The sequence below is a fragment of the Aeromonas sp. 159 genome (genome assembly GCF_963862045.1).
GTDB lineage: Bacteria > Pseudomonadota > Gammaproteobacteria > Enterobacterales > Aeromonadaceae > Aeromonas > Aeromonas veronii.
This window is the reverse complement of record NZ_CAWLMI010000048.1, coordinates 1-18,362: the sequence shown is the minus strand read 5'-3', so window position 1 is coordinate 18,362 and position 18,362 is coordinate 1. Positions and strand designations below refer to the sequence as shown.

The following is an 18,362-nucleotide window of genomic DNA, read 5'->3' as shown; positions in this document are numbered from 1 at the left end:
CCATGGCATTACTGCAAATCGCCGAACCCGGCCAGAGCGCTGTTCCTCATCAGCACAAACGTGCCGTCGGCATCGATCTCGGCACCACCAACTCTCTCGTCGCTGCGGTTCGCAGTGGTCACGCCGATACCCTTTGCGATGAGCAAGGGCGCGACCTGCTCCCGTCAGTGGTGCACTATCAAAGCGACGCCATTCGAGTCGGAATTGATGCCAAGCGCGAAGCGGCACTCGATCCTCACAACACCATCGTCTCGGTCAAACGGATGATGGGCAAGGCGCTGGTCGATATCGATACCCGCCAGCAGCCCTACCAGTTCATCGCTGCCGACAATGGCATGCCGCAACTGCAAACCCGTCAGGGGCTGGTCAATCCGGTACAGGTCTCGGCCGAAATTCTCAAAAAGCTGGCCGAACGTGGCGCCCAGACCCTGGGTGGCGATCTCGACGGCGTGGTCATTACCGTGCCCGCCTATTTCGATGATGCCCAGCGTCAGGGGACCAAGGATGCGGCCCGTCTGGCCGGTCTGCACGTGCTGCGGCTGCTCAACGAGCCGACCGCAGCCGCGATTGCCTATGGCCTTGACTCCGGTCAGGAAGGGGTGATTGCGGTTTACGATCTGGGGGGCGGCACCTTCGATATCTCCATCCTGCGTCTGCACCGCGGTGTGTTTGAAGTGATGGCGACCGGCGGCGATTCCGCCCTCGGCGGTGATGATTTTGATCACCTGCTGGCGGATTGGATCAAGGAGCAAGCGGGCCTCTCTGGCGAGCTGGATGCCCATCTGCAGCGCGAGCTGCTGGATGTGGCCGCTGCTGTCAAACACGGCCTGACCGATGCCGAGCAGGTGGCGTGCACCTTTGCTGGCTGGCAGGGTTCAGTGAGCCGTAGCCAGTTTGATGAACTCATCACCCCGCTGGTGAAACGGACCTTGCTGGCTTGTCGCCGCGCCCTGCGCGATGCGGGCCTTGAGCAGGTGGAAGTGCTGGAAGTGGTGATGGTCGGTGGCTCCACCCGGGTGCCGCTGGTGCGTGAACTGGTGGGCGAGTTCTTCCAGCGTACGCCGCTGACCAGCATCGATCCGGACAAGGTGGTCGCCATTGGCGCCGCCATCCAGGCCGATATTCTGGTGGGCAACAAGCCCGATGCCGAGATGCTGCTGCTGGACGTTATCCCCTTGTCGCTGGGTCTGGAGACCATGGGTGGCCTCGCCGAGAAAGTGATCCCGCGCAACACTACCATTCCGGTTGCCCGCGCCCAGGAGTTCACCACCTTCAAGGATGGTCAGACCGCCATGGCCATTCACGTGGTACAGGGTGAGCGCGAGTTGGTGGCCGATTGCCGCTCCCTGGCCCGCTTTACCCTGACTGGTATTCCGCCGATGGCAGCCGGCGCCGCCCATATTCGCGTCACCTTCCAGGTGGATGCGGATGGTCTGCTCTCGGTCAGCGCCATGGAGAAATCCTCCGGCGTGCAGGCCGAGATCCAGGTCAAGCCCTCTTACGGGCTGGCGGAGCAGGATATCCTCAACATGCTGAGTGCCTCCATCGAGAATGCCCAGCAGGATATGGATGCCCGCATGCTGGCCGAGCAGCAGGTTGAAGCCGACCGGGTGGTCGAGAGTCTCAATGCGGCGCTGGCCGCCGATGGCGATGCCCTGCTCAATGCTGCCGAGCGTGCCGAGATTGATGCCGCCATCGCCCATCTGCTGACCATGCGCAACAGCGGCGCAACCCATCAAATCAAAGAAGCCATTGAGGCAGCCGATGCTGTCAGTGGCGAGTTTGCAGCCCGCCGGATGGACGCCTCCATCCGCAAGGTGCTGACCGGACAAAACGTCAACAAGGTGTAATATGCCAAAACTGATCATTCTTCCTCATCCCGTACTCTGTCCGGATGGCGCCGCCCTCGAGGGGCAAAGCGGCGAGACCATTCTGGATGTGGCGCTGCGCAACGGTATCGAAATCGAGCACGCCTGCGAGAAATCCTGTGCCTGCACCACCTGCCACTGCGTGGTGCGCGAGGGCTTTGACTCGCTCGAGCCAAGTGACGAGCTGGAAGACGACATGCTGGACAAGGCGTGGGGGCTGGAGCCGGAATCCCGTCTCAGCTGCCAGGCAAAACTGGCGGACGAGGATCTGGTGGTGGAACTGCCCAAGTACACCCTGAACCTTGCCTCTGAACGCCATTAATTACACATGAGTGAATTGCACGTGCAGCATCCTGTGGTGCTTCAGTGATATGGTGGAAGGCCGTGACCCTCGGGGGCACGGCCTTTTTTGTATTCGTTATTCTCTCTTTACCAATAAGCTCTTTCCCATAAAGAGTGCTTATACATAGTGCCAGTAAAAAGGAAGCAAACACGATGGCTGACATGATGAAGGTAGCGTTATCCACCCAGGCTGCGGCCGCTTATTGGGGCGAGGGCGCCCAGCTCAGTTTCAATGGCGACGAGGCACTGATCCATCTTGGTGCCGCCGGTCAGGAGAAGGATGTTCTGCGTACCGTTCAGCGCGCCGCCCGTCGCCTCGAATCGAGCGGGATCAAGCGGGTGATGCTGGTCGGTGAAGACTGGGATCTGGAGCGTCGCTACGCGTTCGCCCAGGGGTTCTACGCCGCCAAGGGTGCGCGTGAACTGGATTTTGGCCAGCAGAGCGACGGGGATGCCCGTGAACTGGATGCGCTGCTCAAGGCGGCTCGCTGGGTACGTGACATCACCAATGGCTGTCCGGAAGAGATCTACCCCATGAGTCTGGCGGAATCGGCCCTGTTGCTCATTCGTGGTCTGGCCGGGGATCAGGTTACAGCCCGCATCACCGCCGGTGAAGCGCTGCGCGAGTCCGGCCATATCGGGATCTGGTCGGTTGGCCGTGGCAGTGAGCGCGAGCCTGTGCTGCTGGAGATCGACTATAACCCGACCGGGGATCGCAATGCACCCGTGGTGGCGGCGCTGGTGGGCAAGGGGATCACTTTTGATTCCGGTGGCTACTCCATGAAGTCCTCTGACAACATGCTGCAGATGAAGTCCGACATGGGCGGCGCGGCCATGGTGACCGGCGCGCTGGCGCTGGCTATCAGCCGCGGTCTGAACCAGCGGGTGAAGCTCATTCTCTGCTGCGCCGAGAACCTGGTCTCCGGCCACGCCTTCAAACTGGGCGACATCCTCACCTACAAGAATGGGGTTTCGGTCGAGATCCAGAACACCGATGCGGAAGGTCGTCTGGTGCTGGCCGATGGCCTGATGGCGGCCTCCGACAGCGGTGCGGCTTATATCCTTGACGCAGCCACCCTGACCGGCGCCGCCAAGATGGCGCTGGGGCGCGATTATAATGCGGTGTTTGCCCTCGATGAGACCGAACAGCAGCGTGCGCTGGCCGCCGCCAAGGTGGAAAACGAGCAGGCGTGGGCGCTGCCGCTGGAGCCCTGGCATGCCAGCCAGCTCACCTCGGCCTTTGCCGATCTGGGCAACGTCGCCTCGGCAGAAGGCACGGCCGGTGCCACCACGGCTGCTGCGTTCCTTTCCCGTTTCGTACGTGATGAGGGCAAGGGTTGGGTGCACCTGGATCTGGCAGCCTCTTATCAGAAATCGGGCAATGATCTCTGGGCGACCGGCGCCAAGGGGCACGGTCTGCGTACCATAGCACGCTGGCTGCAGGAGGTGACTTCATGAATGTCTGGTTAAGTCGTGAATTTGCACCGGCCGAGTGGGGGGAGGGGGCGCTGCTCTCTCACCGTGCCGACGGCATGGTGATCCATCTGGTGACGGCCAATCCGCTGCTCGATATCCAGCAGGCGGCCCGTCGCCTCTGCCAGCAGGGGATCCAGAAAGTGACCCTGGCTGGTCACTGGGAGCGTGAACAGCAGTGGGCTTTTGCCCAAGGGCTACAAACCCCCAAGGCGGAGGTGCAACTGCAGTGGGCCATGTCCTCGGAAGAGGATAGAGAGGAGCTGGAAGCGCGTTGGCTCTGCGGCCGCTGGGTGCGCGAGATGACCAATGCCACCCCGGAGCAGTTGGGCCCGCTGGAGCTGGCGGTGGAAGCGGCCTCCTTTATTACCGAGCTGGCGCCGGACAAGGTGAGTCATCGCATTTTGAAAGGCGAAGCGCTGCAACAGGCGGGCTGGGTCGGCCTCTATCAGGTGGGCCGCGGCAGTGCGCGCGAACCGGTATTGCTGGAGCTCGACTTCAACCCGGGGCGTGACCCCAAGGCGCCGGTGGCGGCAGCGCTGGTGGGCAAGGGGATCACCTTTGACTCCGGCGGCTACTCCATGAAGAGCTCCGAGGGGATGCTCACCATGAAGTGCGACATGGGTGGTGCGGCGATTGTCACCGGTGCGCTGGCGCTGGCTATGCTGCGCGGGCTCGACAAGCGGGTGAAGCTTATTCTCTGCTGCGCCGAGAACCTGGTCTCCGGCCACGCCTACAAGCTGGGCGACATCCTCACCTACAAGAACGGCACCACGGTCGAGATTGTGAATACCGATGCCGAGGGGCGGCTGGTGCTGGCCGACGGCCTGCAACTGGCGAGCGAGTCCGGCGCACCGCTGATCATCGATGCCGCAACTCTGACAGGTGCTGCCGTGATGGCGCTGGGTGGGCGCTACAATGCCCTGTTTGGCCTCGATAAAGGGCTGGTAAGCCGGGCCATGACCTATGCCGATGCCGAGCATGAGCCAGCCTGGCCGCTGCCGCTGGAGCTCTGGCACCGCCAGCAGTGCCCCTCCCATTACGCCGACACGGCCAACAGCCGTCCGGTGAAGGGGGGCGGGCCAGGTGGTGCCTCCAACGCGGCGGGTTTCCTCTCCCGTTTCGTTGCCAACGAAGGGATGGGCTGGTTGCATATCGATCTGGCAGCCTGCTTCAGTGACAACGGCGATGCTCTCTGGGCGCCGGGAGCCAATACTCTGGGGATGCGCACCATTGCGCGGGCCTTGCTGGCGGAAGCCAAATAGGCGAGACAAGGCACCTTCGGGTGCCTTTTTCATGCTGTTCGAATTGTGAACAAAAGATGGGGTTTTGGCGGCTTAAGGTAACTATCGTGCGCAAGCGCACATATTTTCCGGCTCTGCTCGGTCAAGATGAGTGTGGATGTTGATTGCAAGGGAGTGATGTTTAATAAAAAGTTGCTTGTTTGTGTGTTTTTCCGGTTTTTGTTTACGTATAATCGCCAGCGAACATGGATTCTAACAATAAAACTCTGTAGTTAAGGAAAGATATCAATGGCCATCGAACGTACCTTCTCTATCGTTAAACCGGATGCTGTCAGCAAGAACCTGATCGGTGCCATCTATAGCCGTTTCGAAAGCGCAGGCTTGAAAGTGGTGGCATCCAAAATGCTGCACATGAGCAGTGAACAGGCTGCCGGTTTCTATGCCGAGCATCAGGGCAAGCCTTTTTATGACAATCTGGTCAGCTTCATGACCTCTGGCCCTGTCATGGTGCAGGTGCTGGAAGGGGAAGACGCCATCCGTCGCAATCGCGAGATCATGGGGGCGACCAATCCGAAAGAGGCGCTGGCTGGTACCTTGCGTGCCTGTTATGCCGAGAGCATCGATCGCAACGCAGTGCACGGCTCCGATGCACCTGCATCCGCTGCCCGCGAAATTGCCTACTTCTTCTCTGACAACGAGATCTGCCCGCGCGGCTGATTTTTGTGGATGATGACCCAAGGGAGCCTCGGCTCCCTTTGTTGTTTTCGCCGTTTACGCAATATCCCTCTATTCTCCAGGTGGAAAGCCAGACCCATTATTTGTACAATGCCGCCCCCTGACGTTGTCAGCCAAAAATTGATGAAGTGTTTGAACTGAGGCCATTGATGAGCGAAACAAAAATCAACCTGCTGGATCTTGATCGGGATGCCATGCGTGCCTTTTTCGTCGAACTGGGCGAGAAGCCATTCCGGGCAGATCAGGTCATGAAGTGGATCTATCACTTTGGGTGTGATGATTTCGATCAGATGACCAACGTCAACAAGGTGCTCAAAGAGCGCCTCAAGGCGATCGCCGAGATCAAGGCGCCCGAGATCAGCCGCGAGCAGCGCTCTGCCGATGGCACCATCAAGTGGGCCCTGCAGGTGGGCGATCAGGAGGTAGAAACCGTCTACATCCCGGAAGATGACCGCGCGACCCTTTGTGTTTCCTCTCAAGTTGGCTGTGCGCTGGAGTGCAAGTTCTGCTCTACCGCCCAACAAGGCTTCAACCGCAACCTGAAAGTCTCCGAGATCATCGGTCAGGTGTGGCGTGCGGCCCGCGTGGTCGGTGGCAAGCGTCCCATCACCAACGTGGTGATGATGGGGATGGGCGAGCCGCTGCTCAACCTCGCCAATGTGGTGCCCGCCATGCGTCTGATGATGGATGACTACGGCTTTGGCATCTCCAAGCGCCGGGTGACCATCTCCACCTCTGGCGTGGTACCTGCGCTGGACAAGCTGGGTGACCAGATCGACGTGGCGCTGGCTATTTCCCTGCACGCCCCGAACGACAAGCTGCGCTCCGAGATCATGCCGATCAACGACAAGTACAACATCGAGGAGTTCCTCGCCGGTGTCCGTCGTTACCTGGCCAAATCCAATGCCAACGGTGGTCGGGTGACCGTCGAGTATGTGCTGCTCGATCATATCAATGACGATATGCAGCATGCTCACGAGCTGGCCAAGGTGCTCAAGGACACTCCGAGCAAGATCAACCTGATCCCGTTCAACCCCTTCCCGGGCAACCCTTATGGCAAGCCGAGCAACAGCCGTATCGATCGCTTTTCCAAGGTGCTGATGGAGTACGGTTTCACCGTGATTGTCCGCAAGACCCGTGGTGATGACATCGATGCCGCCTGTGGTCAGCTGGTGGGTGACGTGATTGACCGTACCAAGCGAACTATCAAAAATCGGATGCAACAGGATGGGATTTCCGTCAAAATGGTTTAAATGCTAAGCCATTGTATAGACAGGGAATGGATACACGTACATTGATCGTAGTGGCAGCGCTCTGCGCGCTGCCAGGCTGTGTGACCGAGACCACTTACGCTGGCCAGAACTCGACCCAGCGTGAAGTGGGTCCTGACCTCAAGGCGGCTGCCCAAACCCGCCTCGACCTGGGTATCCAGTACCTGCGTCAGGGCAATGCCGAGCAGGCCAAGTTCAATCTTGACCGCGCCCTCCAGTATGACCCCTCCAACCCCCAGACCCAGATCGGTTTTGCCTACTTTTACCAGAAGGTAGGAGATTTCAAGGCAGCCGAGACCCATTACAAGAACGCACTTGCCATGGATCCGTCCAATGCTGACGCAATGAACAACTATGGTGCCTTCCTCTGTGATCGCGGCAGGTATGCCGAGGCAGATCAGGCGTTCAACCAGGCTGTTATTCAGCCAGGCTACGTAAAAATTGCCGATACCTATGAAAATGCGGCACTTTGTGCGCTGCAAAATCGCAGAAATGATAAAGCAGGCGAGTACTATCGCCTGGCCTTGGGGTATAATCCCCGCAATCCAGGGTTATTGCTGGACTTGGCCGAGCTTTCCATGAAAGATGGCAAGCTGCCTGATGTGCAGTCCTACCTCGCCCGTTTTGCCGATGTGTCAGACGAGAACGAGGAGAGTCTCTGGTTGAGACTTCGGCTGGCACAGGCGATGGACAAGCCGGCATTACTTCACCAATTCGGGACTGAGCTGGTAAGGCAATATCCCACTTCGCAACAAGCCAAGCGTTATTTAGCCAATGACTATTGAACAGCAACACGATTTCCAAGACGACTCCCAGGCAGTAGGCCCAGGCCAATTGCTGCGCAACGCCCGTGAACAGCTTGGCTGGACACGAGAACAGGTTGCGTCCCGCATTCACCTTCGTCTGACCCTGATCGCCGCTATCGAATCGGATACCTACGACAAGCACACGTCCCACACCTTTATTCGGGGCTATTTGCGTACCTATGCCAAGCTGGTCGGGATCCCCGATGAGACCATTCTGGCCGCTTACGACAAGCTGGGTCTGACTCCTCCCGACAATATCGACATGCAGAGCTTCTCCCGTCGCTCCCGCCAGCAAGCCAACGACAGTCGGCTCAAGGTGGTGACCTGGCTGGTGATCCTGGTGTTGATTGCGCTCTCGGTCGCCTGGTGGTGGCAGAGTACTTCCCGTCGCTCCGCCGGTGATGAAGCGCTGGCAGCCACCGAGATGAGTGCAACCGGTTCGACTCCGGCTGAACCTGCTATCACGCCGCCCGATGCGATCAACACCACCTCGGTGGAAGGCGCAGCCATCGCACCGGCCGCCATGGACGTGGCCGCCCCTGCAGTGGTCTCCGATGCGACTGCTACCCTGGCGCCTGCTTCTGCGGCTGTTGCCCCGACCGATGTCAGCGCGGCTGTCGGCACTGCGACCGATGCAGCGGTATCCGGCGCCAATGGCACTGAATCTGAAGAGGCTGTCGTTGATCCGGCGACTGCGCCGCAACTGAAGATGAGCTTCACCGCCGATTGCTGGCTGGATGTGAAGGATGCCAACGGCAAGACCCTGTTCAGTGGTCTGAAGAAGGCCAACGACGAGCTGGTGCTGGAAGGCGCCGAGCCCCTGAAGTTCATCATTGGCGCGCCCATGGCCGTCAAGCTTGACTACAAGGGTCAGTCGTTTGATATGAGCCGTTACAACAACGGTCGTACAGCCCGCTTCTCACTGCCGCAGGAGTAATCTGTTTCCCATGTCTTCTCACGAATCTCCCATCATTCGTCGTAAATCCAGACAGATCATGGTTGGTAATGTACCGGTTGGGGGCGATGCCCCCATTACCGTGCAGACCATGACCAACACCAAGACCACAGATGTCGCCGCCACCATCGAGCAGATCCAGCGGATCGAGCGGGTCGGTGCCGATATCGTCCGTGTCTCCGTGCCCACCATGGAGGCGGCGGAAGCCTTCCGGCTCATCAAACAGCAGACCCGCATCCCCATCGTCGCCGATATCCACTTCGACTATCGCATCGCCTTGAAAGTGGCCGAGTACGGTGCCGACTGCCTGCGTATCAACCCGGGCAACATCGGCAACGAGCAGCGGGTGCGCTCGGTGGTCGATTGCGCGCGCGACCTCAATATCCCGATCCGTATCGGGGTCAATGGCGGGTCGCTGGAGAAAGATATTCAGGAGAAGTACGGCGAGCCGACCCCCGAAGCGCTGGTGGAGTCCGCCATGCGTCACGTGGACTACCTCGATCGCCTCGATTTCCAGGACTTCAAGGTGAGTGTCAAGGCCTCTGATGTGTTCCTGGCAGTCGGTGCCTATCGCCTGCTGGCCAAGCAGATCGAGCAGCCGCTGCACCTTGGCATCACCGAAGCGGGCGGTTTCCGTGCCGGCGCGGTGAAGTCTGCCATCGGTCTGGGCATGCTGCTCACCGACGGCATCGGCGATACCCTGCGTATCTCGCTGGCGGCGGATCCTGTGGAGGAGGTGAAGGTCGGTTTCGATATCCTCAAATCCCTGCGTATTCGCTCCCGTGGCATCAACTTTATCGCTTGCCCATCCTGCTCACGGCAGGAGTTCGATGTGATCGCCACCGTCAATGCGCTGGAAGAGCGGCTCGAAGATATCATCACCCCGATGGATGTCTCCATCATCGGTTGCGTGGTGAATGGCCCGGGCGAAGCACTCGTCTCCGATCTTGGTCTGGCGGGTGCCGCCAACAAGAGTGCCTTCTATGAAGGGGGCCAGCGGGTCGATCGGCTCGACAACAAGGATCTCATTCCAACTCTGGAGCGCCGCATTCGTGCCCGCGCCGCCATGCTGGATCCCGCTAACCGGATCCCGATGGACAAGGAGTGAGCGAAACAGGGCCACATTGGGTGGCCCTTTTTCCAGGTGACTGATTTTAAATCCCGCATCCGGATTCCCTGATTTTACCTTGGGGGGGAAAATCCCTATAATGCGGCCAAATTTTACCTCTTTTTCTCGAGTATCAACGTGGCAAAACAGATCCAAGCTATTCGCGGTATGAATGATTGCCTGCCGGAGCAGAGCCCGGTATGGCAGAAGGTTGAACAGATCCTGCGCCAGGTCGTTGCCAGCTATGGCTACAGCGAAGTGCGCATGCCGATTGTCGAGCAGACTCATCTGTTCAAGCGCGCCATCGGTGAAGTGACCGACGTGGTCGAAAAAGAGATGTACACCTTTGAAGATCGCAACGGCGACAGCCTGAGCCTGCGTCCGGAAGGGACCGCCAGCTGCGTCCGTGCCGGTATTGAACACGGTCTGCTCTACAACCAGGAACGCCGGATGTGGTACATGGGCCCCATGTTCCGTCACGAGCGTCCCCAGAAGGGCCGTTACCGCCAGTTCCACCAGTTTGGTGTCGAGCTCTTTGGCATCAACGGGCCGGACATTGACGCTGAACTGATCATGCTGACCCACCGTCTGTGGCGTCTGTTTGGCATCAGCGAGCATGTCACCCTGCAGCTCAATACTCTGGGTCAGAGCGCCGAGCGTGCCGCTTACCGCGATGCGCTGGTGGCCTATCTGGAGCAGTACAAGGATCAGCTGGACGAAGAGAGCCAGCGCCGCATGTACAGCAACCCGCTGCGGGTACTCGACTCCAAGGATGAAAAGGTGCAGGCCATTCTGGCAGATGCCCCGCGTCTGTTCGACCATCTGGGCGAAGAGAGCCTGGCCCACTTCGAGGGACTCAAGCGCCTGCTCGAGTCTGCCGGTATCAAATACGAAGTGAACGAGCGTCTGGTGCGTGGTCTTGACTACTACAACCTGACCGTGTTCGAGTGGGTCACCAGCAGTCTGGGTGCCCAGGGCACCGTCTGTGCCGGTGGCCGCTACGATGGTCTGGTGGAGCAGCTGGGCGGTCAACCGACCCCGGCCGTAGGCTTTGCCATGGGCATGGAGCGTCTGGTGCTGATGCTGGAGACCCTCGAGCTCAACGCCGATATCCGCCCGGCGGTGGATGTTTATCTGGCGATGGTGGGCGAGGGGACCGAACAGGCTGGCTTCCAGTTGGCCGAGCATCTGCGCGATGCCCTGCCGGACCTGCGCCTGATGAGCCACTGCGGTGGTGGCAACTTCAAGAAACAACTCAAACGTGCCGACAAGAGCGGCGCGGCAATCGCCCTGATCCTTGGTGAGACCGAGGTGCAAAACGGGGAGATCACTATCAAATATCTGCGTGGTCAGGCCGAGCAACAGACCGTCAAGGTTGACGCCGCCATTGCCCTGCTGGCAGCCAAAGGAGAGTAAGCTGTGGAAGTCTATACCACCGAAGAACAACAGGTTGAGGTTATCAAGGAGTGGTGGAAAGAGAACGGAACCTCGGTGATTGCCGGGACCGTGATCGGTCTGGTCGGTCTGTTCGGCTGGCGCTATTACAACCAGCACCAGCAAGAGACCATGGAGGCATCCTCCCACTCTTACAACCAGGTGATTGAGCAGCTGGCCAAGGGCGATACCGCCGGTTTCGAGCAGGCACAGCAGTTTGTCACTGCCAACAAGGGTGACTCCTACGGTGAACTGGCCGCGTTGCAACTGGCTGCCGCTGCCGTCAAGGCGGGCAAGCTGGATCTGGCTGCCGAGCAGCTGGAGCTGGTGGCGACCACGGGTGACGAGAGCATTCGTCCCATCGCGGCGCTGCGTCTGGCCCGTGTGCTGAATGATCAGGGCAAGGCAGATGAAGCGCTGGCCAAGCTGGCGACCATCCAGAATGAGGCCTTCAAGGCGCAGGTAGCCGAAGCCCGTGGTGATGTGCTGCAAAAGCAGGGCAAGACCGAAGAGGCTCGTGATGCCTATCAGGCGGCGGCGGATGCCGGCGGCCTGCAGGGTAGCGCCGAGCTCAAGCTGAAAATGGACGATCTGGCCCTGCCGGCCGTTGCGACTGGTGAGGCACCGGATGCGTAATCTATTCAAGATGGTGGCGCTGGGGGCTGCGGTCTCCTTCGCTCTGCAGGGGTGCTCCCTGTTCAGTTCCGAAGAGGATCTCAACCCGATGGCGCCGCTGCCCAAGGTTGAATCTGCCTTCACTGCCGACACCGCATGGTCATCTACTGTGGGTGATGGTATCGGTGACTTCTACTCCCAGCTCAAGCCGGTGGTGGAAGAGGATCGCATCTACGCGGCGGCCCGCGACGGCGATGTCAGCGCCTTTGACCGTGCCAGTGGCGATCGCCTCTGGAGTGTCGATCTGGCCGACCTGCCGGTCAACGCCGACAAGCGCAGCGCCCGCCTTTCCGGCGGCCTGGTCTCCCGTTACGGCAAGCTGTTCCTCGGCTCCGAGAACGGGGTGGTCTACGCCCTGAACGAAGAGAACGGTGACGTGCTGTGGCAGACCAATGTGCCCGGTGAAGTGGTGGCAAGCCCCGCGGTGGAAGATGGCCGCGTGGTGGTGTTGACCACCTCCGGTCGCCTGATCGCCCTCGACACTGATGAAGGCAAGATGCAGTGGTCGCTCTCCGAAGAGCAGCCGCCGCTGACCCTGCGCAGTGCCGGTGCACCGGTGATCACCAACGGCGCCGTGATTTACGGTCGTGCCGATGGCAAGGTGGGCATCGCCCTGCTGAGCAATGGCCAGCCGGTGCGCCAGTCCAAGGTGGCTGATCCGCGCGGTGCCACCGAGCTGGACCGCATGGTTGACGTCGATGCCAGCCCGCTGATTGCCGGTGATGAGCTCTACGCCATCGCCTACAACGGTCAGCTGATGGCGCGCAAACTGATGACCGGCGATGAAGTGTGGAAGCGCAAGTATTCCGGCTATCGCGATCTGGCGATGACCGGTAATGCCATCGTGCTGACCGACAGCCGCAGCCATCTGTTTGCCATCGACCGTCGCAACGGTCTGGAGCTGTGGTCCAACACCCAGCTGGAAAATCGTACCGTCACTGCACCAGTCATCTTCGGTGACTATGTGGTGGTGGGTGATGTGGAAGGATACCTGTATTGGCTTGATCGTACCGACGGTACCATCAAGGCGATGCAGCAGCTCGATAGCAGTGGTCTCTATGCCGCCCCGCTGGTGGATGGCGAGACCCTGTATGTGCAGAGCCGTGACGGCAAGTTGTACGCCCTCAAGCGTCCTTGATCGTCCGATAATGTGAATATCCGGCTCCTGGTCTTCGGACCCGGAGCCTTTGTCGTCTTGAGAATGAGGCTTTTATGACTCCTGTAGTAGCCCTGGTGGGCCGCCCCAACGTGGGGAAATCCACCCTGTTTAACCGCTTGACCCGTACTCGGGATGCCCTGGTTGCCGATTTTCCCGGTCTGACCCGGGACCGTAAATACGGTCAGGCGAAGTTGGGCGAGCTGGAATTTATCGTGGTCGATACTGGCGGTATCGATGGCACCGAAGAGGGGATCGAGCTGAAGATGGCCGAGCAATCTCTGCTGGCCATCGAAGAAGCGGACGTCGTGCTGTTCATGGTGGATGCCCGTGCCGGTCTGACCGCGGCGGATCAAGCCATCGCCGAGCACTTGCGCAAGGCCCACAAAAAGGTTTTTCTGGTGGCCAACAAGACCGACGGTATCGACGGTGATTCCGCGGTCTCCGAGTTCTACGGTCTGGCGCTGGGCGAGGTCTACCAGATCGCTGCCGCCCACGGTCGTGGCGTGCTGAGCCTGCTGGAACTGGCCCTGGCTCCCCATCTGGAGACCCTGGTCGACTCCGCTACCGATGAAGATGCGCAGGATGAGGAAGAGGAGGACTTCGACGAAGAAGCCCTGCTGCGCATGGTGGCTGCCGGTGAACTCGATACCAAAGAGGACACCAAGGAGACCCCGTTCGCCGACCTGCCCATCAAGTTCGCCATCGTTGGTCGTCCCAACGTCGGTAAATCTACCCTGACCAACCGTATGCTGGGTGAAGATCGGGTCATCGTCTATGACATGCCCGGCACCACCCGTGACTCCGTTTACATTCCAATGGAACGTGACGAGCAGAAGTATGTGGTTATCGACACCGCCGGTGTACGTCGTCGTGGCAAGGTGCACGAGACGGTGGAGAAGTTCTCTGTTATCAAGACCCTGAAAGCCATTGAAGATGCCAACGTCTGCCTGCTGGTGATCGACGCCCAGGAGACCATCACCGATCAGGACTTGAGCATCCTTGGCTATGTGCTCCACGCCGGTCGCTCCGTGGTGCTGGTGGTGAACAAGTGGGATGGTCTGGATCAGAAGGTGAAAGAGGATGTGAAGAACGAGCTGGATCGTCGCTTGGGCTTCATCGACTTCGCCCGCGTTCACTTCATCTCCGCCCTGCACGGCAGCGGTGTCGGCCATCTGTTTGAATCCATTCAGGAGGCTTACCAGTCCGCCACCCGTCGTACCAGCACGGCCATGCTGACCCGCATCATGCAGATGGCGCAGGAAGATCACCAGCCGCCGATGGTCAATGGTCGCCGCGTCAAGCTCAAGTATGCCCACGCCGGTGGCTACAACCCGCCGCGCATCGTGATCCACGGCAACCAGCTGAACGACTTGCCGGACTCCTACAAGCGGTATTTGATCAACTACTTCCGCAAGTCCCTCAAGATCATGGGCTCGCCGATCCGGGTCGAGTTCCAGGAGTCGGTCAACCCGTTTGAAGGGAAGAAGAACACCATGACCCTGAGTCAGGAACGTCAGCGCAAACGCCTGCTGAAAATGAAGAAGAAATAAGTCCTTGCGGCTGCCCTCACCGGCAGCCGCTTTGTTATCCTCGTCATGTCAAGGTGAGGAATAAGGGGAGGGGGATCAGCCATGGAACAAGACCATGGCTGATCCACTTTTCGAGGAGTTGATTATGGAAGCCCTGCTTTGTCCATCATGCCAGGCTGAACTGGATACCCGTAGCAAGGTGCAAACCTGTGGCCAGTGCCAGGCCCCTGTTCGCGTCACGGCCATCTGCCCCACCTGCCAGCAGGAGCTGGAACGTCTCAAGGCGTGCGGCGCGGTGGATTACTTCTGCAACCACTGCAACTCGCTGATCTCCAAGCGGACGGTACAGTTCAAGGCGGCACTGGTGTAAGACGATAATCAGGTGAGAAAGAAGATAAAAAAACCCGGCGAATGCCGGGTTTATGCTGTGTGCTCTGCAATAAGCAGGGTATAGGATCGATTTCTGCGCCACAGATTGCGCTTGATGTCATTAAGCTTGAGTTTGCGTCTGGGGCTCCAGCTGCACTTCGCTTTTCTGACCAGACTGATTTTTCTACGTTTTTGCATCTCGGTCTCCTCCCAACTAAGTTGGCCATCCCGGCCTTGGGTCATTGATGGAGCCCATCCGAAATTGCTGTTATTTAATCTCTCAACATAATGAAAACAATGCGATTTCGGATAGGCTCCGATGTGAATCGATGGTAACAGAGAAGTTTACGTGAAAACAGCCGAATAATGGCTGGTTAGCGCATGGTGATCTGATTGACCACTTCGGCGATGGCGGTGGGTCGCTCGGCCAGCTCGGGCTCGCTGTCGTTGTCGAGACTCTCCCGCTGATGTGCCTTCTGTTGCTCGTTGTCGAGCCAGAGCAGACTCTGGTAATACTGGCGCACGTTGTTGACATAGTTGCGCGCCTCGCTGCCACGGGCATAGCCATAACGCACCTTGCGGTGCCAGCGCGCTTGCTGCAGCAGCGGCAGCACCTCTTTCACGTCGCTCCAGGCGTCAGGATTCTTGCCGAGCTCTTTGGTCAGGCGGCGGGCGTCCATCATGTGGCCGTAACCGATGTTGTAGGCGGTGAGGGCAAACCACACCTTCTCGTCATCGGGCACCGAATCCGGCACCTTCTCCATCATCTGTTGCAGATAGAGGGAGCCACCCTTGATGCTCTCTTCCGGATGAAGCCGGTCGTTGACTCCCATCGCCTTGGCTGTGGGCTCGGTCAGCATCATCATGCCGCGCACGCCAGTGTAGGAGCGGGCCTGCGGGTCCCAGTGGGACTCCTGATAGCTGATGGCGGCGAGCAGACGCCAGTCGATATTCTTGGCGTGAGTCTGGAACAGCGGCTGGTACTTGGGCAGCAGGCTCTTGGCGCGCTTGAGGAAGGTACGGGTATCGACAAAGTCGAAGTTCTGCACATGACCGAAGTACTTCTCGTCCAGTTTGGCGATGGCACCATCCATAAAGCGCTGACCGAAGAAGTCGATCACGCTGGCATAGAGGCTGTCATCGGGCAGCTTGCTCATGGCCCAGGCAACGGTCTGCTTCTGGGCCAGGGTCAGCCCCTCGGTGAGCTCCGGGTAGTAGCGCTGGGTACGGGCCAGCACGGTATCCTGCACCACCGTGTAGTCAATCTTGCCATCCACCACCTGTTTGAGCAGCTCCTCCACATCGGCGTTGTCGCTGGTGCTCCAGGCTAGTTTCGGATTCTCTTTGCTCATCTCTTTGAGCAGATCTTCACCGGTGGAGCCGGCGGCCACCACCAGCTTGCCCTTGATGTCGTTCAACGAGGCAGGCTTGGGTTTGCCGTTGCGGTAGACCAGTTTGGGAGAGACCTGGTAGAAGCCTGGGCCGAAGCGAAACAGCTCGCGTCGCTCTGGGGTGACCATGATGGCGGCAGCCGCCAGATCGAGTTTGCCCTTTTTCAGTAGGGTGACCAGTTGGTCAGTGGTGTCGACCGGGATGATGGTGAGTTTCACCCCCAACCAGTCGGCATAATTTTGCGCCAGCTCGTAATCGAACCCCTGGGCGAGGTCGTCACGCTGGTAATAGGAGGTGGGACCATAGATGGTGCCAACCCGGATCTCGCCTCGCTGGCGGATCTGCTCCAGCTGGCTGGAGGGGCTATAGAAGTCGCAGCCAACCAGCGTCAGCGTCAACAACAGCCCGATAAACAGTCGAAAAATGCAGCGCAAGTAGGTGAGTACCTTTGTTGAAAAAATCGGCATTTGTCAAAAAAGAGGCACCTTTATACCAGAGAGTGTGCGCAGAGTCACACTGCTCGAAGTGAGAAAAACGTTTGTCCGCTGTGAGCCAGATCCCTATAATACGCGCGTCTCAATTCCCCCCCACTTTAAAACTTGGTGAGAAAGGTCATATGGATATCTTGCGTGGTGCCCCAGCACTGTCTGATTTTCGTGTCCAAAAACTGCTGCAACGCTTCGCACAGATGAGAAACGAGAGTGGAGTAGAGAGCGGAGTAGAGATAGAGGATGTCTATGCCGAATACGTGCACTTTGCCGAGCTGACAAGCCCCCTCTCTCCCCCCGAGCGAGCGACCTTGGGCCAGCTCTTGCGCTACGGCCCGACCATCCCCGAACACACCCCCAGCGGTCAGCTGTTTCTTGTTACCCCCCGCCCCGGCACTATCTCCCCCTGGTCTTCCAAAGCAACCGACATCGCCCACAACTGCGGCCTGAAACAGGTCAAGCGGCTGGAGCGGGGTATTGCCTATTACCTGACCATCAAGGGGCAGGGTGAGTTGAGTGCCGCCCAGCGCAGCGCCATTGCCGCCGTGCTCCATGATCGGATGATGGAAGTGGTGTTTGCCGAGATGAGCGAAGCTGCCGCCCTGTTTGCTCACCACGAGCCGCGCCCCTTCACCCAGGTGGATGTGCTGGGCGGTGGTCGCGCAGCCTTGGCCGAAGCCAACGTGGCGCTCGGTCTGGCGCTGGCCGACGACGAAATCGACTATCTGGTGGAGAACTTCACCAAGTTGGGTCGCAACCCCAACGACATCGAGCTCTACATGTTCGCCCAGGCGAACTCCGAGCACTGCCGTCACAAGATCTTCAATGCCGACTGGACCATCGATGGCGAACAGCAGCCCAAGTCGCTGTTCAAGATGATCAAGAACACCTTCGAGCAGACGCCGGATCATGTCCTCTCTGCCTATAAAGACAACGCCGCCGTGATGGAAGGGAGCCAGGGTGGCCGCTTCTTCCCGAGCCCGGCCAACGACGAATACCAGTATCACCAGGAACAGGTCGACATCCTGATGAAGGTGGAGACCCACAATCACCCGACCGCCATCTCCCCGTTTCCGGGCGCAGCCACCGGCTCCGGCGGCGAAATCCGCGACGAGGGGGCCACCGGTCGCGGTGCCAAGCCCAAGGCGGGTCTGGTCGGTTTCTCCGTCTCCAACCTGCGCATTCCCGGCTTCGAGCAGCCCTGGGAGCAGGATTTCGGCAAGCCGAGCCGTATCGTCAGTGCCTTCGACATCATGCAGGAGGGGCCGCTCGGCGGCGCCGCGTTTAACAACGAGTTCGGCCGTCCGGCCATTCTCGGTTACTTCCGTACCTTCGAAGAGGAGGTGCCGAGCCACAATGGCGTCGAGGTGCGTGGCTACCACAAGCCCATCATGCTGGCAGGCGGCATCGGCAACATCCGCACCGAACATGTCCAGAAAGGGGATATCCCCGTCGGCGCGGCGCTGATCGTGCTGGGCGGCCCGGCGATGAACATCGGTCTGGGGGGGGGGGCC

General features: G+C 59.4%; 16 protein-coding genes and 1 pseudogene. 15 read left to right on the top strand and 2 right to left on the bottom strand.

Annotated elements, in window-relative coordinates:
- The first annotated feature begins 2 nt into the window (after positions 1 to 2).
- The 14 genes from hscA to AACR14_RS10045 all read left to right on the top strand — a co-directional run bounded on the left by hscA (position 3) and on the right by AACR14_RS10045 (position 14,969).
- Positions 3 to 1,850 (top strand): Fe-S protein assembly chaperone HscA, encoded by a 1,848-nt coding sequence (gene hscA, locus AACR14_RS10110; protein ID WP_019446080.1) that lies wholly within the window; start codon positions 3 to 5, stop codon positions 1,848 to 1,850.
- Position 1,851: 1 nt separating this feature from the next.
- A complete protein-coding gene (gene fdx, locus AACR14_RS10105; RefSeq protein WP_005333808.1) occupies positions 1,852 to 2,190 on the top strand; it encodes an ISC system 2Fe-2S type ferredoxin in 339 nt (112 codons plus the stop codon).
- A 173-nt stretch (positions 2,191 to 2,363) separates the two neighbouring features.
- On the top strand, positions 2,364 to 3,668 hold the full coding sequence (gene pepB, locus AACR14_RS10100) for an aminopeptidase PepB (protein ID WP_019446079.1): 1,305 nt from the start codon (positions 2,364 to 2,366) through the stop codon (positions 3,666 to 3,668).
- The gene (pepB, locus tag AACR14_RS10095) at positions 3,665 to 4,948 is read left to right on the top strand and encodes an aminopeptidase PepB (protein ID WP_019446078.1); all 1,284 of its coding nucleotides are present in this window, start codon (positions 3,665 to 3,667) and stop codon (positions 4,946 to 4,948) included. Before pepB (AACR14_RS10100) ends, pepB (AACR14_RS10095) begins: the two co-directional genes overlap by 4 nt.
- 267 nt (positions 4,949 to 5,215) lie before the next feature.
- Positions 5,216 to 5,644: a nucleoside-diphosphate kinase gene (gene ndk, locus AACR14_RS10090; RefSeq protein ID WP_005333805.1), complete on the top strand. Its 429-nt coding sequence runs from the start codon at positions 5,216 to 5,218 to the stop codon at positions 5,642 to 5,644.
- A 167-nt stretch (positions 5,645 to 5,811) separates the two neighbouring features.
- Positions 5,812 to 6,915: a bifunctional tRNA (adenosine(37)-C2)-methyltransferase TrmG/ribosomal RNA large subunit methyltransferase RlmN gene (locus tag AACR14_RS10085; protein ID WP_005344856.1), complete on the top strand. Its 1,104-nt coding sequence runs from the start codon at positions 5,812 to 5,814 to the stop codon at positions 6,913 to 6,915.
- A gap of 11 nt (positions 6,916 to 6,926) precedes the next feature.
- A complete protein-coding gene (tapF, locus tag AACR14_RS10080) occupies positions 6,927 to 7,718 on the top strand; it encodes a PilW family type IVa pilus biogenesis/stability lipoprotein TapF (RefSeq protein ID WP_106844530.1) in 792 nt (263 codons plus the stop codon).
- Complete coding sequence (gene rodZ, locus AACR14_RS10075; protein WP_019446076.1) at positions 7,708 to 8,676, top strand: cytoskeleton protein RodZ; 969 nt, start codon at positions 7,708 to 7,710, stop codon at positions 8,674 to 8,676. The genes tapF and rodZ overlap by 11 nt, the downstream gene beginning before the upstream one ends.
- A 10-nt stretch (positions 8,677 to 8,686) precedes the next feature.
- Positions 8,687 to 9,802, top strand: coding sequence for a flavodoxin-dependent (E)-4-hydroxy-3-methylbut-2-enyl-diphosphate synthase (gene ispG / locus AACR14_RS10070; RefSeq protein ID WP_005333801.1), 1,116 nt, complete (start codon positions 8,687 to 8,689; stop codon positions 9,800 to 9,802).
- Positions 9,803 to 9,940: 138 nt separating this feature from the next.
- Positions 9,941 to 11,218 carry a histidine--tRNA ligase gene (gene hisS, locus AACR14_RS10065; protein ID WP_026035023.1) on the top strand — a complete coding sequence of 426 codons (1,278 nt, stop codon included), beginning with the start codon at positions 9,941 to 9,943 and terminating at the stop codon, positions 11,216 to 11,218.
- A gap of 3 nt (positions 11,219 to 11,221) precedes the next feature.
- Complete coding sequence (locus AACR14_RS10060) at positions 11,222 to 11,872, top strand: YfgM family protein (RefSeq protein ID WP_019446074.1); 651 nt, start codon at positions 11,222 to 11,224, stop codon at positions 11,870 to 11,872.
- Positions 11,865 to 13,049, top strand: a complete 1,185-nt coding sequence (gene bamB / locus AACR14_RS10055) for an outer membrane protein assembly factor BamB (protein ID WP_019446073.1) — start codon at positions 11,865 to 11,867, stop codon at positions 13,047 to 13,049. The genes AACR14_RS10060 and bamB overlap by 8 nt, the downstream gene beginning before the upstream one ends.
- 74 nt (positions 13,050 to 13,123) lie before the next feature.
- The gene (der, locus tag AACR14_RS10050; RefSeq protein ID WP_005333794.1) at positions 13,124 to 14,620 is read left to right on the top strand and encodes a ribosome biogenesis GTPase Der; all 1,497 of its coding nucleotides are present in this window, start codon (positions 13,124 to 13,126) and stop codon (positions 14,618 to 14,620) included.
- A 124-nt stretch (positions 14,621 to 14,744) separates the two neighbouring features.
- Complete coding sequence (locus AACR14_RS10045; RefSeq protein ID WP_026035022.1) at positions 14,745 to 14,969, top strand: zinc ribbon domain-containing protein; 225 nt, start codon at positions 14,745 to 14,747, stop codon at positions 14,967 to 14,969.
- 50 nt (positions 14,970 to 15,019) lie between these two features.
- Here AACR14_RS10045 and AACR14_RS10040 read toward each other — a convergent pair whose 3' ends face one another.
- Together AACR14_RS10040 and mltF are read right to left on the bottom strand one after the other, a co-directional pair.
- Positions 15,020 to 15,166 (bottom strand): hypothetical protein, encoded by a 147-nt coding sequence (locus AACR14_RS10040; RefSeq protein WP_227273859.1) that lies wholly within the window; start codon positions 15,164 to 15,166, stop codon positions 15,020 to 15,022.
- Positions 15,167 to 15,342: 176 nt separating this feature from the next.
- Positions 15,343 to 16,827 carry a membrane-bound lytic murein transglycosylase MltF gene (mltF, locus tag AACR14_RS10035; RefSeq protein WP_005344877.1) on the bottom strand — a complete coding sequence of 495 codons (1,485 nt, stop codon included), beginning with the start codon at positions 16,825 to 16,827 and terminating at the stop codon, positions 15,343 to 15,345.
- 149 nt (positions 16,828 to 16,976) lie between these two features.
- Between mltF and AACR14_RS10030 the strand changes: the two are divergent.
- Positions 16,977 to 18,362: pseudogene (locus AACR14_RS10030) on the top strand (phosphoribosylformylglycinamidine synthase); the annotation flags it as partial.

What these genes read in the sequence shown, in the direction of transcription:
- hscA (WP_019446080.1), top strand. Translation starts at nt 3, where the DNA reads ATGGCATTACTGCAAATCGCCGAACCCGGCCAGAGCGCTGTTCCTCAT.
- fdx (WP_005333808.1), top strand. Translation starts at nt 1,852, where the DNA reads ATGCCAAAACTGATCATTCTTCCTCATCCCGTACTCTGTCCGGATGGC.
- pepB (WP_019446079.1), top strand. Translation starts at nt 2,364, where the DNA reads ATGGCTGACATGATGAAGGTAGCGTTATCCACCCAGGCTGCGGCCGCT.
- pepB (WP_019446078.1), top strand. Translation starts at nt 3,665, where the DNA reads ATGAATGTCTGGTTAAGTCGTGAATTTGCACCGGCCGAGTGGGGGGAG.
- ndk (WP_005333805.1), top strand. Translation starts at nt 5,216, where the DNA reads ATGGCCATCGAACGTACCTTCTCTATCGTTAAACCGGATGCTGTCAGC.
- AACR14_RS10085 (WP_005344856.1), top strand. Translation starts at nt 5,812, where the DNA reads ATGAGCGAAACAAAAATCAACCTGCTGGATCTTGATCGGGATGCCATG.
- rodZ (WP_019446076.1), top strand. Translation starts at nt 7,708, where the DNA reads ATGACTATTGAACAGCAACACGATTTCCAAGACGACTCCCAGGCAGTA.
- ispG (WP_005333801.1), top strand. Translation starts at nt 8,687, where the DNA reads ATGTCTTCTCACGAATCTCCCATCATTCGTCGTAAATCCAGACAGATC.
- bamB (WP_019446073.1), top strand. Translation starts at nt 11,865, where the DNA reads ATGCGTAATCTATTCAAGATGGTGGCGCTGGGGGCTGCGGTCTCCTTC.
- der (WP_005333794.1), top strand. Translation starts at nt 13,124, where the DNA reads ATGACTCCTGTAGTAGCCCTGGTGGGCCGCCCCAACGTGGGGAAATCC.
- AACR14_RS10045 (WP_026035022.1), top strand. Translation starts at nt 14,745, where the DNA reads ATGGAAGCCCTGCTTTGTCCATCATGCCAGGCTGAACTGGATACCCGT.
- AACR14_RS10040 (WP_227273859.1), bottom strand. Translation starts at nt 15,166, where the DNA reads ATGCAAAAACGTAGAAAAATCAGTCTGGTCAGAAAAGCGAAGTGCAGC.
- mltF (WP_005344877.1), bottom strand. Translation starts at nt 16,827, where the DNA reads ATGCCGATTTTTTCAACAAAGGTACTCACCTACTTGCGCTGCATTTTT.